This window comes from Shewanella sp. SP2S2-4, from assembly GCF_031932025.1.
GTDB lineage: Bacteria > Pseudomonadota > Gammaproteobacteria > Enterobacterales > Shewanellaceae > Shewanella > Shewanella baltica.
On the sequence record NZ_JAUOER010000042.1, the window covers coordinates 1 to 15,859 of the forward strand.

The window sequence follows — 15,859 nt, forward strand, 5'->3', positions numbered from 1 at the left end:
TTGACCACACACTGAGTTTTCAGCGGGTCAGGGCTGCGTATTCTACGCATTCCCGTTAATGCGTCAAGTAGTTTTTTCAACTTTCTCAACACTCATCGTTTAGCTCGCTAACCGATGAACTGCTTGGCTTTCTTTGCTTAACTTGCGTTACGCTGTCTGCCGTGTCAGTGGATGCGCATTATAGGGAGATTGAGAAAGTCCGCAAGGGCTTTTTAGCGATCATTGAATCGTACGTCGATATTTTAAACGTTATGACCATTTTTTAGCTTGTAGACCTTATTTATCAGAGATAAGTCAGCTTTTTTAGCTAATAATTGATAATTCACGCTCAATATTTCAGCAATGGTCTAGTGTAAAAGTAAATAATTCATTACCATATACTTGCTGTTAACAGTTATTTATCAATTTTCCATTCATCAGAGAGCATTCTTATGCAAAAGTCATTTCTTATTGTTTTGATTGTCGCCATTGTTGGCGCCTTTGTGCTATTTCAGTTTGCACCTACGCTGCCGGCTTATATTGCCTTCGTTGCAGGCGTTATTGTGACTAGCCTTATCTTTAAACTTGTTCCAGAGTCTTCATCATCCCATGCTACAGAAGAACAATATGTTGGTCCTACTATGACCTTATATGTAGGTAACCTGCCTTATCGTGTCCATGAAGGTGAAGTAAAAGTATTGTTTGGTGAGTTTGGCCCAGTAAACTCTGTGCGTTTAGTCAGAGATCGTAAGACTGGTCGTCGTAAAGGTTTTGGTTTTGTGGAGATGTCAGAGTCTGGCGCTCAGAAAGCCATGGTTAAACTGAATGACTATAGCTTCCAAGAAAGAACCTTAAAAGTAAGAGAAGCAAAAACACAAGATTCGGAAGCTGCCGACCGTACTGGTACTGACGAGTAGTATTGCCGTTTAAACTGTTTTGTTTGACGTTGTAAATTTAGTTGGTTGTGGTGATTCGTTCGATAGTTGAAAAGCCACAATCAATTAATGTTGTTGTTAAGCCTTCACTGATTTCCGCTTTAGTATAGAACGCCTGCATTGCTGACTCCCCTACAGCTTCTCTCTCATTTGTTACTCTGCACTCCTCCACAATAAGATTCTGTTGCGTCAAAAGAGTCACGACTCGCTTAGCTATCGCAGCGCCAGAATCCATTAGCGTTACGCCCGCACCGAGCACTTGTTGTAATTCAGCTTTGATCATAGGGAAATGAGTACAACCCAGTACGAGCACGTCCAATTGCGCGGCAACGACTGGCGCGAGTAAATCTGCCAGTCTGTACATGTCCATTTCACCTGTCGCTATTTTCTGCTCCGCCATCATGACAAGTTCAGAACAACCAAAAAGTTCGACATGGCAATCATCGGCAAATTGGCTGATGAGCTCATGGGTATAATGACGCTTAACTGTGCCAGGGGTAGCCAAGAGTCCAATACGTTTACTCTTAGACATCTGTGCCGCGGGTTTGATAGCGGGTACAACGCCCACAACAGGAATACTGAGGTTTGCACGTAATGCCGGTAGCACAACAGTGCTCGCGGTATTGCAGGCGACGACGACTATCATTGCATTGGTGCGGGCCACAAGATCACATACTAATGCGACACAGCCAGCAATTAATACCTGCTCTTCTAACTCGCCATAGGGCAACCTCGCATTGTCGAAAAGATAACAATAATCGCTATGGGGCAAACTCTTGCGGATTTCAGCCAATACGGATAGGCCACCAATCCCAGAATCAAACACTAATATAGGTCGCGACAAGCGGGTCTCCCGTTTCGGTTATATAAAATTGGCTATACAGATTGAACGCATTGCGACATAAGTGATTTGATGATTGGATGAATCCAACCAAATATTCAAAGAATACCCATAGAATCACACTCAAGCGCGTGGATTTTCCCACAGCTTTGCGTAAACAGCAAAAGCAAGATGCTGGACATTCGTGTCACCTAGTATAATATTTGCGCCCCAATTTACAGCAACGGTGAATCAAACAATGAACTTAGCAGCAATGGACCCTCAGACTTATGATACGCAGTTAGAACACAAGCGTATCAAGCTAGAACAAGCCTTTGCCCAATTTGAAACACCGAGTGTTGAAGTTTTTGCCTCAGAGCCTGCCAACTACCGTATGCGTGCTGAATTCCGCATGTGGCATGACGGTGACGACTTATACTATTACATGTTCGATAAAGTATTGAATGAGAAAGTGCGATGCGATCAATACTTGCCAGCCAGCGTGCTCATCAATCAAATGATGTCGGCCTTAATCGCCGAACTAAAACCGAATCCTAGTCTAAGACATAAACTGTTCCAAGTGGATTTTTTGTCGACCTTAAGCGGCGAGATCTTAGTGTCCTTGCTTTATCACAGACAGCTTGATGACCAATGGCGCGCCGATGCGGCTGCACTAAAAGCCAAGTTAAGCAGCCAGTTTAACGTCAACATCATCGGCCGTGCCCGTAAGCAAAAAATCGATTTAGATAAAGACTTTGTGGTCGAGTCATTACAAGTGAATGGTAAAACCTTCTTATATAAGCAAATCGAGAACAGCTTTACTCAACCCAATGCTAAAGTTTCTGTAAAAATGTTGGAGTGGGCTATCGATGCGACTCAGGAGAGTGAAGGGGATTTACTCGAGCTCTACTGTGGTAATGGCAACTTCTCTATCGCACTGGCGCAAAACTTTAATCGCGTATTGGCCACCGAACTCGCTAAGCCTTCAGTCGATGCGGCACAATACAATATCGAAGTGAATGGTATTGAGAACCTGCAGATTATTCGCATGTCGGCTGAAGACTTTAGCGATGCCATGGCGAAGAAACGCAGCTTTAGACGTTTAGAAGGTATCGATCTCGACAGCTATGTGTGCAACACCATTTTTGTCGACCCACCCCGCGCAGGGATTGATCCTGATACGCTGGCATTAGTACAAGGTTACGAGCGGATCTTATATATTTCCTGCAACCCTGAAACCTTAAAAGACAATCTGCAGCAACTAAACGAAACCCATAAAGTCACTCGCTTCGCCCTGTTTGATCAGTTCCCTTATACCGATCACATGGAAACAGGTGTCCTACTAGAGCGTCGTTAGTCACTTCAAGTGCTTTGAGCTCGGCTGCATAGCAGTTAAACGTTGCTAGAACTCAAACATAAATTCGCTAAAAATAATGGAGCCTCAGGCTCCATTATTTTTAGCGGCTATGCATGTCACTCAGATTAGCGGTGTTCAACCTTATGCTGCAAAGCCTCGGCGCCTTTGGCGACCATACGCAATTGCATGACTAATTGATCGGCAAGGATTTTTCGATCGGCGCGTTTCATATCTAATGCTGAAGCGCCGGCGTTAAACACCAAAGTTACTAAGGCTTCTGCCTGTGCCCGAGCTAATAACGGAGTTCGGCCCGCTTTCGCTTCGGTATAGTGAGCCAATTCAGAAATAAAATGTTCAATTTCGCGAGCAACCGCCGCACGGAACGCTGCTGAGGTTCCTGAACGTTCATGCAATAAGATACGGAATACGTTTGGATTAGAATCAAGCACTTCCATAAAAGTATCAACAGAAATACGGATCACACTGCCACCGGCTTCGGCTCGCTGACGGCCTTTTCGCATCATCTGCCTGAGTGTTAATCCGCCCTCGTCCACCATAGTGAGACCGAGTTCGTTCATATCTTTAAAATGGCGATAAAAAGATGTCGGCGCGATATTGGCTTCCCGAGCAACCTCTCGCAAACTCAGACTTGAGAAACTGCGCTCAGCACTTAGCTGATTAAAGGCCGCATCGACTAAAGCTCGACGAGTTTTCTCTTTTTGCTGTGCTCGAATACCCATTCTTAAATCCGCTAACTGAATGTAATGACGCGATAATACCGCTTTTAGGCATTAAACACAGCCCCATCGTCCTTGACCAAACAATATAGCTAGGCTAAATTAGCTTACAGATGTACGCTCAAAAGCGAATTTTGGAAACCTATAATGAAAAAACCCCCTATCATCTGGCTTAATGTCAGTCTGTTTGCCATCACTTTCCTCAGTGCGGTAATTTTAGTTCCATGGCGCGGTATTGTTCACGGCTATGGTGCCAGTGAATGGATCGCTTTTATTGTTTTAGCCTTTGCCAGTGGCCTGTCAATCACCGCAGGTTATCACAGACTCTGGTCACACAAGGCCTATAAAGCCCATCCAGCGGTGCGTTTTATATATGCCCTTGGTGGTGCTTTAGCATTACAAAACAGTGCATTGCACTGGGCATCTGATCACAGAGTCCACCACAAGCACGTAGACGACAACGACAAAGACCCGTACTCAGCCAAAATGGGATTCTGGTACAGCCATATCGGTTGGATGCTGCGTGAATATCAGTCGCAACGCTATCATGATTATCAAAATGTGCGCGATCTGCAAAATGACCGTATCGTTATGTGGCAACACAAACATTACCTCGCACTCGTATTACTGATGAACATTGGACTGCCTGCCCTGCTCGGCTGGCTGAACGGCGATGTACTGTCTATGTTATTGATGGCGGGTTTACTGCGTTTAGTGGTTGTGCATCACTGCACTTTCTTCATCAACTCTTTAGCCCACGTGTGGGGCAGCCAGCCTTATACCGATAAGAACACTGCCCGCGATAATGGCTTTCTAGCCATGCTGACCTACGGTGAGGGTTACCATAATTTCCATCACATCTTCGAAAATGACTATCGTAATGGCATTAAATGGTGGCACTACGATCCAACTAAATGGTTGATTAAGTCATTATCTTGGTTGGGGTTAGCCAAGGACTTGCGTACGAGTCCACAGGAACGTATCGAGAGCGCGCGCTTGCAGATGCAGCTACTGCGGACAAAGAACAAAGTCGTGCACTTACCCAATGCCGATGAAATTATTGAGAAAGTCCAAGCTGAGTATGAATTACTCAAACTTCACTTAATGGATTACTACCAAGCGAAGAAAACCTTGCTTGAGGCCAAGCGTAAACAACTTGTCGATCAGCAGCTATTGCAGCAAGTTGAAGAGCTAAAAGCGCGTTTCTTAGTCCAGCAAAAACATTGGCGAAGCCTAACCGCAACTTATAGCTAAACCACAATTCTGCCCGAAAGTCATACGGCCACCTTGCATGGTGGCCGTATCTGATTATGATGATGCCTTAATCACTTAAATAGGCTGTTGAGATCATGTCAGATTCCCCAGTTACACTCCCAGAATCAATCAAACTAACAGAATATAGTCATGGTGCAGGTTGTGGCTGCAAGATATCCCCTAAAGTGCTCAGCACTATCTTGGCCTCGCAGTTACCCGTGTTTACTGATCCTAATCTGCTGGTCGGCAATCAAAGCCGTGACGATGCCGCAGTGTATAAACTCAATGACGACATAGGCATCATCAGCACTACCGATTTTTTCATGCCGATTGTTGACGATCCCTTCACCTTCGGCCGCATCGCTGCGACCAATGCGATCAGTGATATTTATGCCATGGGCGGCACGCCTATCATGGCGATCGCTATTTTAGGCTGGCCAATCAATAAGCTACCTGCAGAAGTCGCACAACAAGTGGTCGATGGCGGCAGACAAGCCTGTATGGAAGCCGGGATCATGCTAGCCGGTGGCCACAGCATAGATGCGCCTGAACCGATTTTTGGGCTAGCAGTGACAGGACAAATTGCGTTAACTGACTTAAAACAAAATGATACTGCTAAAGCGGGCGATCGTTTATATCTCACTAAGCCTATCGGCATTGGCATTTTAACCACGGCGCAGAAACAGAAAAAACTCCAAGATGAAGACAGTCACATTGCGGTTAATGCTATGTGCCAGCTGAATACTATAGGCACGACGATTGCCAAAATTAGCGGTGTAAACGCCCTGACCGATGTCACAGGATTTGGACTGGCGGGACACCTACTCGAAATGTGCCAAGGTGCCAAGCTCACGGCAAAACTCAAATTTGATGCGGTGCCGTTACTACCACGCGCCTTAGATTACTTAGCCTTAGGTTGCGTTCCTGGCGGGACTCACCGAAATTACGACAGTTATGGCGAGCATCTCCCCGAGCTCAGCGAGCATCAAAAAGCGATTCTGTGCGATCCGCAAACCAGTGGTGGTCTGCTAGTTGCCGTCTCGGCCGAAGCCGAAGCGGAATTAATTGCCCTACTCGATGCGCATCACATTGCCCCAATTTGCATTGGATCACTGGAAACACCCACCACTGCAGCGAATGTGGTGTTGTGCTGATGCCAAACGCGATCGTCGCTGCAGAACAATATCGGGAAATTTTCCTCAATCAACATCCCATCATGGATGTGCGAGCACCCATAGAGTTTACTCGAGGTGCGTTTCCCAACTCGACCAACTTACCCTTGATGCTGGATAGTGAAAGGGAAAAAGTCGGCACTTGTTATAAGCAATCAGGTCAGCAAGCCGCGATTGCATTGGGTCATTCACTGGTTAATGGCCCCATCAAGCAACAGAGAATCGAAGCTTGGGCAAGCTATGTAAAAGCCAACCCCAAGGCCTACCTTTATTGTTTTCGTGGCGGCTTACGCTCGCAACTCACGCAACAATGGCTTAAAGAAGCCGGTGTAGAAGTCCCATATATTCAAGGTGGCTATAAGGCCATGCGCCAATATCTGATTGGCGTGATTGAAGCGGCACCAGCTCAGCAGCCGTTATTGAGTTTGAGTGGGATGACGGGCTGCGGTAAAACCGATTTCTTATTGCTGCGTAAAGAAGCGGTTGATCTTGAAGGGATAGCTAATCACAGAGGCTCTAGCTTTGGGAAGAATATCGACCCACAGCCGACGCAGATTAACTTTGAAAATCAGCTTGCCATTGCCTTGCTACAGCACCAAACGAGTGACGCTGCCTGTTTACTGCTCGAAGATGAAAGCTTCCTGATTGGGCGTTCGGCGCTGCCGCAGACATTTTACAATGCCATGCAAGCCGCCAATGTCTTAGTGCTTGAAGAAACTGACGATGCGAGGCTCGAACGCTTACGCAATGAATATGTGCATAAAATGTATAACGGCTTCTGTGAACGCCTAGGGCCGGAAGCAGGTTTTGCGGCTTTCAGTGAATATCTATTACAGAGTTTAGTGAGCATTCGCAAACGTCTAGGCGGAAAACAACATCAAGAACTGCAAGATTTGATGCAACAAGCCCTCGATCAGCAAATTAACCAGAATGACACTTCGCAGCATTTAGTCTGGATAAACCTGTTATTGCACAAATATTACGATCCTATGTATCAATACCAATTACAGAAAAAGTCCGAACGTGTTCTTTTTAAAGGCTCACATCAAGCGATGCACGAATGGTTGGATAGTTATCAAACTCGATAAATTGCCCACGCATAAATGAGATAACCGCGAACATTAGATCCGCGGTTATCACTTCACTTTATTTCATGCCTTAACGAATTTAAGACTTGCCCAGCAGGCTCGCCACTTGGACTCTCAAAGATTCCTTATTCGCAAGCTTACCATCGACGGCATCCGTTAAATCCACCGACACCCTTGACCAAAAACGCTTGGGCATTTTAGCCAAAGCATGTCCGCCCTTGTGGCTAAAGTAAGATCCCCATAATCCGTGCAGCGCCATAGGAATGACTGGCACTGGATCTCTGGCCAAAATCTTATCAATTCCAGGACGAAAATCGCCAAGTTCACCGTCAGGTGTGAGTCGACCCTCAGGGAAAATACATACCAACTCATCATTGGCGAGCGCTTCATGAATCGCCTCGAAGGCACGATTATAAGTCTCTTCACTTTGCTTAGGCGAACAGATAGGGATCACACCTGCATGGCGGAACAAATACTTCAACAGAGGAATTTCGCTGATGGATTTATCCATGACAAAGCGGATTGGCCGTGTCGACGCTCCCATAATAATCAATGCATCCACATAACTCACATGGTTACAGACTATGATGCCGGCCCCTTCCTTTGGAATTATCTCTCGGCCAGTTACAGTCACGCGGTACATAACATGACTCAATAAGTAACTGATAAATCGCTGAGTAAATTCTGGCACTTGTGAATAAACATAGAGAGCGACGACAAAGTTCATCACTGCAAGCAGTAGGAATAACTGCGGAATCGTCCAACCCGCAACGCCAAGCAGCAAGATAGATAGCAGCGCCGAAGCCACCATAAACAGAGAGTTCATAATGTTATTGGCAGCAATCGCCTGAGCACATTCGCCCTTGGCCGAACGGGACTGAATAAAGGCGTATAAGGGGACGATAAACAAGCCGCCGCTAACGCCGATCATAAAGAAATCTAGCATCACCCGATAATGTTGCGACTCGGCAATAAAGGCTTTTAATCCATAGACAAAACCAGCATCCACTGGCACAGGTGGAATCGCCCAAAGCAAATCGACACCAAAGATAGTTAATCCCAATACCCCGAATGGCAGCAAACCGAGTTCCACATGGCCGTAGGAAAAACGTTCACAGACGAAGGAGCCAACAGCGATTCCGATGGAAAACATGCCCAACAATAACGACACCACAGTCGCACCAGAATGCAGGTGCAGCTTGGCAAAGTTAGGGAATTGGGTCAGATAGGTCGCACCTAAAAACCAAAACCAACTGATAGCGAGGATAGCCATCCAGATTGAAGGTGTTTGACGGGCTTTTTTGATGCTACGCCAAGTGCCTGATAACGGTCTGAAACGTATTTTTTCGATAACGCCCTGCGGTGGTAAAGCAGGAATAGCTCGACTCGATAGGTAGCCTGCTAAGGCCAATACGGCAACGGTAATGGCAGCCCAAAGCGTACCGTTGACTTCAGAAACTAAAACCCCCGCACTCAAAGTGCCCACCAGAATAGAGAGAAAAGTGCCCATCTCAACCCAAGCATTACCTGTCACTAACTCATCGTCTTTCAAGGCTTGGGGCAGCAGGGAATATTTTACCGGACCGAAGTAGGCCGACTGACTACCGGTTAAAAATAGCAGCAATAACATCATCATGTAGTTCTCGCTCACTATCGCGATAGCGGCGCAGGACATAATAATGACTTCGAGTAGTTTTAATCGACGGATAAGTTTGGCCTTATCCATATTATCGGCAACCACACCCGCGTGGGCCGAAAACAGGAAAAACGGCAGGATAAACACTCCAGCAGCCAAATTCACAAACATATCGACGCTTATGGGCAAGTCTTTGACTTGACTGAAAGTCACTAATAGCAGCAACACATTTTTATAAATGTTGTCATTCAATGCGCCTAAGCACTGAGTCGCAAAATAAGGTAAAAAACGTTTTGTTAGCAGCATGATAGTTCCCTCTGGTAACCCATTCCTTGTAGATAAGCCTGCACATGGCTCTCGAGTAAATCCCGCAGTGATAACGATTCAGCAAAGAGCTTATTATCGAGGGATAAAGCAGTTAGCCCATGAATCCCACCCCACAACACACGGCTCATAATGAGATGCTGCTCCGGAGTCGCCTCAGGGAAGATCTGCGCTAACTCACGTTCAATCAGTATGAATAACCCTGCAATCAATTGCCCTTGTGATGCCGGCAAAGGCTCAGAATCGAGTAATTGCAGCTCAAAAACCAGCTTGAAAGCTTGCCGCTGCTCATTGGCAAACTGACTATACTCCCACGCCATTGCAATGATTTTACGCAAACTGTCGGCAGCACACACACCCGCTAATCGATCGTGTAAAGTCCTAAGCGTTGCCTCAGAAACCGCCAGCAACAAATAGTTATAGCTGCCGAAAATATTGATCAAGGTGCTAGGGACATAGCCAATTTGGCTAGCCACTTTGCGTAAGCTCAGCCCTACAACACCTTGTTCGGTCAATAACTCAGTTGCCGCTTGTATTGCCATAGCGCGAATTTCATCATGGCTGTGTTCTTTTCGTCTGGCCATAGGTCTCACTCCCTGTTGGATAGCAAGAGACTAACAGCAGTCAAAATAAAAAACAACGTTCAAAATAAGTTTGTTTTACGTACAGTCGCGGATAAATAGTGAAGGATATCATTGAGAATGATAAATAAAGATAGACGCTCGAAATCGATTCACTCAGTAAAACTGAACTATATATGTGGGATTACACCACACAAAATAGCATAAAAAACGGCGCACTCAGTCAGCACGCCGTCCATTATTTTGGTTTAAAAATCATTCTTAATTCAAAGGTGTTTTTAATTAAAAGTGACCATGGAATTTAAGGCCTACGATAAGTCATCACAACTCTATCTGCACCAGCGCCAAAATAATCGGCCTCAAAAGCCGAATCAACGAAACCTAAATGCTGATATAAGCCATGGGCAGGATTAGTCGGGTCAACCGTTAAACACACCCGCTCAACAGCGGCGGGCAGCTCAGCTAAACACCGCTGCATCAAACGTTTGCCTAATCCCTTTCCGCGAGCATCTTCACTTACGGCAACAGATAAAATCCACATACAGGTAGGATCGCTACTCTGGGCACTGAGCAAATAACCTTGCAGAAGATTATCTTCATCCACGGCAACTAAAAATTGCTCTGGCCAACAATCAAATCCCTGACGGAAGAAAAAATCGGGATAGCTATGTTCGCCAAAAATGGCCTGCTCTAGCTGATAAACCGCGAATAAATCTGACTTTAATACCGGACGTATAGACTGCATTCGAAAATCATTCACCTATTAAAATCTTATCCCACTCTAAGTTGGGTGCGCCCACTACGATAAAGTTAGGGTTTTCTAACGTCTCGCGCTCATTGTAGGTTAACGGTTGCAGCTCAGTATCCATCAACTGTCCACCCGCTTCTTCGACTATGATTTGCGCGGCTCCCGTGTCCCACTCACCCGTTGGTCCGACTCGTACATAACAATCGGCTCGACCTTCGGCGACAAGACAACTCTTTAACGCTGCGCCGCCCATAACGACTAACTCGCAGTGTTTGGGATGGTTGAATAGGGTCAACACAGATTGAGGGTCCTGACGGCGACTTACGGCTAATCTTAGGGATACCTTTTCACGGTGCTCAATTTGGCGGCTGCTGATCCGCACTTCCTGTTTATCCGTGCGTTTGTATGCCCCTAAACCTGCAATCGCGTAATAACACACTTGCGTCATAGGCACATACACCACGCCCATCACGGGACGATTGTGCTCAACGAGTGCAATAATCACCGAGAAATCACCACTGCCAGCAATAAACTCACCCGTGCCATCAAGTGGATCGACCAACCAATAGCGCTTCCAAGATTCACGCACGCTCAGCGGAATGTCGGCAGCCTCTTCAGATAACACAGGAATATCAGGCGTTAAAGCAGTTAATCGGTCACAAATGATCTTGTTCGCCGCTAAATCTGCGGAAGTGACAGGGGTATTGTCAGACTTCATTTCTCGCTCAAAATTACCTTTGAGATAAATGTCACGGATAGTTATCCCGGCATCGGTCGCAATCGCAATAACTTCGTCGATCAACTCTTCTGGCTTCATAACAACTCCAATCGCAAAGTTCGCGAATGTTTTGCAAGCGTTCCAGCTTTGAACGCTTAAAAGGAAAAAGATTATTTAAGTTGTATATACTTTTGCGCTAAAAACAACGCGCTCACACTACGGGATTCTGAAAAATCGACATCATCGAGCAAGGCCTCCCAATCGGCGAGCGCCCAAGGCACCACATCAATGGGCTCTGGCTCATCACCTTCAAGGCGACTCTCATACAGATCTTCTGCAAGAAAAATTTGCATCTTACTGGAGAAATACCCCGGCGCTAGGCTAAGTTCTTTCAATAGCGTGAGCTTATTCGCCCCAAAGCCAATTTCTTCCTGCAATTCACGATTAGCAGCTTCGATTGACGATTCACCTGGGTCGATAAGACCTTTAGGAAACCCGAGCTCGTAATTATCAGTTCCTGCAGCATATTCGCGTGCCAGTAGCATTTGCCCTTGATGAATAGGCACTATCATCACAGCGCCACGGCTGCCACCTTTCATGCGCTCGTATTGGCGCTCGACACCATTTGAGAACTTAAGATGCACTTGCTCAATTTGAAATAATCGGCTTTTCGCGACAACTTCGGTATGCAATATTTCCGGCTTATTCTGCCGCTGCGACATAACTGCCTCTAGATAAAAAAGCGATAAATTAAATAAGATAAGTGACAATCTTACTATCCTGTCTTTAATCTACAACCTGAATTTGTTACATGCTCCTAAGGGTAAGCCACAAATCCTTTGCGATATGCATCACAAACCAAGCCCAGCCTTAAGTGAACACCTTCAAAATATTCTCAAATATGATGTTTTTATTAGAGAGTAAAAAGGGGCGAATGCCCCTTTTGATATGCTAACGCTTAAAATTGATAACGTAGATTGAGCTGGTAACTGAGGAAGTCATTCGGCTCGATATCCACATACTGATACCCCAAGCCAACTGACCAAACGTCGCTCACTTGATAGCTAAACCGCACACCGGCATACCAATCAGTGCCATCAAGCTCTGTGGTTAAACGGCTATTGCCCATAGTGCTACTGATATCTGCTTGCCATCGAAATAATCCGATAGGTACTTCAAACCGCCAAGCATCATGCTGCAGTAAGGTTAAACGCAATCCCAACATCACGCCATCAGCCAGTACGGGGGTCACGGCTTTGACCTGCTCATGATATTGCGCCGGAGTCAGACTTGCACCCTCAATCCGCGCACTTCCATTACCAAAGTCGGCATAGCCTAATTCGATTGCCACCATGGGAGTCCATTGATAACCCACACTTAAGCCAAACGCAGTATCTTTGTCATCAACCGATGTCACTACGCCCGCTGCAGCGTCAGACTGTAACTCTCGTCTGCCGCTATCAACCTGAGCTTGGCCGACAAAGCCCTCGACATACCAGTTATCAGCGGCATTCGCTTGAGTCACTGTGCTGGCGAGCAACACAGCACCCAAGACCACTTTATGTAATTCACGGCGGCGAATTAAACCCGTCGCAACGATCAAGCCTAATGCCCACAAGGCCATACTACCTCCTCCCGACTTGTTATCAATCACCACTTCTTGATAGGCTTTAACAGTAATCAACACTTGTCCTGTTGCCTCACCGCCCAACCCATCGCTAATCCGATAACTCACAGTATCGACACCATCGAATCCTGTTTTAGGGATATAACGCAGCTTGTTAGTCTCAATGGATACTGTCCCTTGCTGCGCGGTTGCGCTGACTAAGGTTAAAGCATTGCCATCTGGATCACTGTCATTACTCAACACATCGAGTAGCAAGCTCGTTCTGTCGTCGGTTGCGGCGCTGTCGTTGACTGCCGTTGGTGCGGTATTGCCACTCACTACCACAGTCAACTCACTACTTGCAGTGCCACCTTTTCCATCGGTAATGCTATACACCAGCACATCAGTACCGATGAAATCGGTTGCTGGCGTGTAACTTAGTTGCTGATTAGCCAAGATGACGGCGGTACCAAACTCGCTAGTCACTTGTGTAACTGTCAAGGCATCACCATCACCATCGGTATCATTGGCGAGCACATCAACATCGAGGCTCTGATTCCAAGGTAAAGAGGCCGTATCTGGGTTCGCCACCGGTAAATGGTTGCCATTGAGTATCACGGACACGCCACTTGGATCGACGATAGTACGGTTAGCGACGCCATCGTCATCGTTTGGTCCACCATCTTCTATGGTTAACTGCACACACCAATGGCCTTCAGTTAATCCAGAAGTCCAACGACTGTCTCCCGGTGGAGGACAGAAACCACGCTCACCTTCACTACTGGCGACACTATTGCGCGTATCAATCACAAAATCCTTCCAACCATTTTGGGCTTGATACTTACGATATACCGCATTGGCAGGAACTGGCGAACGTTGTGGTATCACCAGACTGTAACTCTGCCCTTGTTGTGGCAATCCCGTCGCGATGAAGTCAAAAATACCGCCGACATTGGCCGCTATGCTGTCTTCTGGGACAAGATCAGGTAATAGTTGAATACCACTTTGCTCTTGCATCAGTGCAATATTACCTAAGCGTAAGCACACGCCAGCCTGACCCTCAGCTAAGAAGTACACAGGCTGCAATTCACCTTCAGGCATAATGTTACAGTCGTTGACCGCATCCAAATAATCAGGAATACCGTCACCATCCGTATCGGTAAAGCCTTCTTGAACATCAGGGATCAAATCACCGTCCGTGTCTGCGCCAGTCAATACAGGTAAGCTTGAACGCACCACAATGTAGACTTTCTCTGTGGTAGACAGCGCTGGCAAACCATTATCAGTGACCGTCACACTCACAGGATAAATGCCCGGCAGGACAGAGACTGGAGAGAAGAACATACCCGCATCATCGGATTGTAAGTTCAGCGAACCGCTTGCCCATGTTGACGCTAGGCTGTCCTGTATATTGGCATCACTGATATCAGCATTAATGCGAACATCACCGCCATTTTGCGCCACGATAAATTGGTGCGCTCCCGCTTGGGTAACATCCAACGTCACCTTAGGCGCAATATTCGCTTCAGTGATGAGCACCTGAGTTTGCTGCTTACTGCCCAAATTCAAGCTTGGGTCTAGACTAATCAGCACATCCTCATCCCCTTCGACCTCACCATCTTCAAAGGTTCTAAAGCGGATCTCAGCTTGTTGACCCGATGTCACCTCGACCACCCCATCAACCAAATCATGATCACCGCTACCTGCAGAGCCTGAAACGGTATAAGGCACCGAAAGGGGATATACGGGTGCGGCGCCATTAAGGTGCACACTCACCACTACCTCATTGCCCTCACCCACAAGCTGATCTTTACTCAAGGAGATCAGTGGATGTACTTTCACTTTTTGAGCCTTGATCGCCTTATTACCATCGCGATCTACAGCTTGCCAGTAAGCTAAGTAGCTGCCGGGTGCGAAGAACAGACTCTTATTCACCAGAGAAACTGGCAATGGATGACCATTACGATCGACCGCTTTCGCGAAACCAAGTTTAACGCGAGTAAATAGACCCGTCGCATTCACATCAACATCGTCAGGCAAAGTGATCACTGGCTGATTTGCCGACTCAGCGCCTTCAATCAGTACATTCACTTTGGCACTTGCACGCCCCTTGTTACCATCACTGATGGTATAGCGAAGTGCCACAGGCCCGACATACGCTTCAGGCGCAGTAAAGCTCAAGCCCTCACTGGTGATTTGCACACTGCCGATATCCGCAGCCGCACCATCAATCGTTAAGGTATCACCATCGACATCAACATCGTTCGCGAGCACCGCAAGCGCATAAATATCGTTGGCGGTACTTGTTAATGTGTAGTCGTCATCAACCGCCTGCGGATCATCATTCACTGGTGTGACGTTAATCGTGACAGTTGCAGGCTCTGAACTCAGCTCGGCATCCTTAGCAATAAAGCTAAACACGTCTGTTCCAGTGAAATCCTTCTCAGGGGTATATAACCAAACAGTGCCATGTTGCTCTAAGGTGCCGGATTCTGGCTGACTCACCACTTCATAGGTGAGCGGATCATTATCCACATCCTCTGCCGCAAGGGTGATAGCCACAGAACTATCTTCCTCTAACGTCACAGTTAAACTTGTCGCCACAGGTGCATCGTTGACGTTGGTCACAGTGATGCTGAAGCTTTGCTCTGCCGTTAAGCCGTCCGTGTCGGTGACTTTCAGTGTCACCGCATGGCTGCCCACATCGGCATTACTTGGCGTGCCACTTAACAATCCAGTGGCCGCATTGAAGCTCAACCAGCTTGGTTTAGTCACTACGCTGAATGTCAGTACGTCCCCCACATCGGTATCACTCGCCGCAAAGGTGTAGCTGTACGCCGCATCTTGAGTGGCAGCAGTGATGGCCGTTGAACTAATCGTCGGCGCATCGTTGACGTTAATGAC

The 15,859-nt window shown here is 46.8% G+C and carries 13 protein-coding genes; 5 read left to right on the forward strand and 8 right to left on the reverse strand.

Annotated features, from left to right (window positions below):
- The first annotated feature begins 431 nt into the window (after positions 1-431).
- Positions 432-896: an RNA-binding protein gene (locus tag Q4Q54_RS21345; RefSeq protein WP_106648471.1), complete on the forward strand. Its 465-nt coding sequence runs from the start codon at positions 432-434 to the stop codon at positions 894-896.
- A gap of 37 nt (positions 897-933) precedes the next feature.
- On the opposite strand, the gene murI is transcribed toward Q4Q54_RS21345, so the two are convergent.
- Positions 934-1,758: a glutamate racemase gene (murI, locus tag Q4Q54_RS21350; RefSeq protein ID WP_311989505.1), complete on the reverse strand. Its 825-nt coding sequence runs from the start codon at positions 1,756-1,758 to the stop codon at positions 934-936.
- 235 nt (positions 1,759-1,993) lie between these two features.
- Here murI and trmA point away from each other — a divergent pair, with 235 nt between their 5' ends.
- Positions 1,994-3,091 (forward strand): tRNA (uridine(54)-C5)-methyltransferase TrmA, encoded by a 1,098-nt coding sequence (gene trmA / locus Q4Q54_RS21355; RefSeq protein ID WP_063884297.1) that lies wholly within the window; start codon positions 1,994-1,996, stop codon positions 3,089-3,091.
- 125 nt (positions 3,092-3,216) lie between these two features.
- Here the strand turns inward: trmA and fabR are convergent, their stop codons facing one another.
- Positions 3,217-3,831: an HTH-type transcriptional repressor FabR gene (fabR, locus tag Q4Q54_RS21360; protein ID WP_006083621.1), complete on the reverse strand. Its 615-nt coding sequence runs from the start codon at positions 3,829-3,831 to the stop codon at positions 3,217-3,219.
- A gap of 144 nt (positions 3,832-3,975) precedes the next feature.
- On the opposite strand from fabR, the gene Q4Q54_RS21365 reads away from it, so the two are divergent.
- From Q4Q54_RS21365 to mnmH, 3 genes are all read left to right on the forward strand, one after another.
- The gene (locus Q4Q54_RS21365; protein ID WP_311989506.1) at positions 3,976-5,082 is read left to right on the forward strand and encodes a fatty acid desaturase; all 1,107 of its coding nucleotides are present in this window, start codon (positions 3,976-3,978) and stop codon (positions 5,080-5,082) included.
- Between the two features lie 95 nt (positions 5,083-5,177).
- Entirely contained in the window at positions 5,178-6,236 is a 1,059-nt protein-coding gene (gene selD / locus Q4Q54_RS21370; protein WP_311989507.1) for a selenide, water dikinase SelD, read from the forward strand.
- Positions 6,236-7,342, forward strand: a complete 1,107-nt coding sequence (gene mnmH / locus Q4Q54_RS21375; RefSeq protein WP_311989508.1) for a tRNA 2-selenouridine(34) synthase MnmH — start codon at positions 6,236-6,238, stop codon at positions 7,340-7,342. The genes selD and mnmH overlap by 1 nt, the downstream gene beginning before the upstream one ends.
- Positions 7,343-7,421: 79 nt before the next feature.
- Here the strand turns inward: mnmH and Q4Q54_RS21380 are convergent, their stop codons facing one another.
- From Q4Q54_RS21380 to Q4Q54_RS21405, 6 genes are all read right to left on the reverse strand, one after another.
- Positions 7,422-9,284 carry an MFS transporter gene (locus Q4Q54_RS21380; protein WP_311989509.1) on the reverse strand — a complete coding sequence of 621 codons (1,863 nt, stop codon included), beginning with the start codon at positions 9,282-9,284 and terminating at the stop codon, positions 7,422-7,424.
- Entirely contained in the window at positions 9,275-9,886 is a 612-nt protein-coding gene (locus tag Q4Q54_RS21385) for a TetR/AcrR family transcriptional regulator (protein ID WP_300482629.1), read from the reverse strand. Before Q4Q54_RS21385 ends, Q4Q54_RS21380 begins: the two co-directional genes overlap by 10 nt.
- Before the next feature lie 298 nt (positions 9,887-10,184).
- Positions 10,185-10,628 carry a GNAT family N-acetyltransferase gene (locus tag Q4Q54_RS21390; protein WP_311989510.1) on the reverse strand — a complete coding sequence of 148 codons (444 nt, stop codon included), beginning with the start codon at positions 10,626-10,628 and terminating at the stop codon, positions 10,185-10,187.
- Positions 10,629-10,635: 7 nt separating this feature from the next.
- Positions 10,636-11,448 (reverse strand): 3'(2'),5'-bisphosphate nucleotidase CysQ, encoded by an 813-nt coding sequence (gene cysQ / locus Q4Q54_RS21395; protein WP_006083628.1) that lies wholly within the window; start codon positions 11,446-11,448, stop codon positions 10,636-10,638.
- A 71-nt stretch (positions 11,449-11,519) separates the two neighbouring features.
- Positions 11,520-12,071: an ADP compounds hydrolase NudE gene (gene nudE, locus Q4Q54_RS21400; protein ID WP_311989511.1), complete on the reverse strand. Its 552-nt coding sequence runs from the start codon at positions 12,069-12,071 to the stop codon at positions 11,520-11,522.
- 236 nt (positions 12,072-12,307) lie between these two features.
- Positions 12,308-15,859: Ig-like domain-containing protein (locus Q4Q54_RS21405; protein WP_311989512.1), on the reverse strand; the 3,552-nt coding region annotated here is incomplete at its 5' end.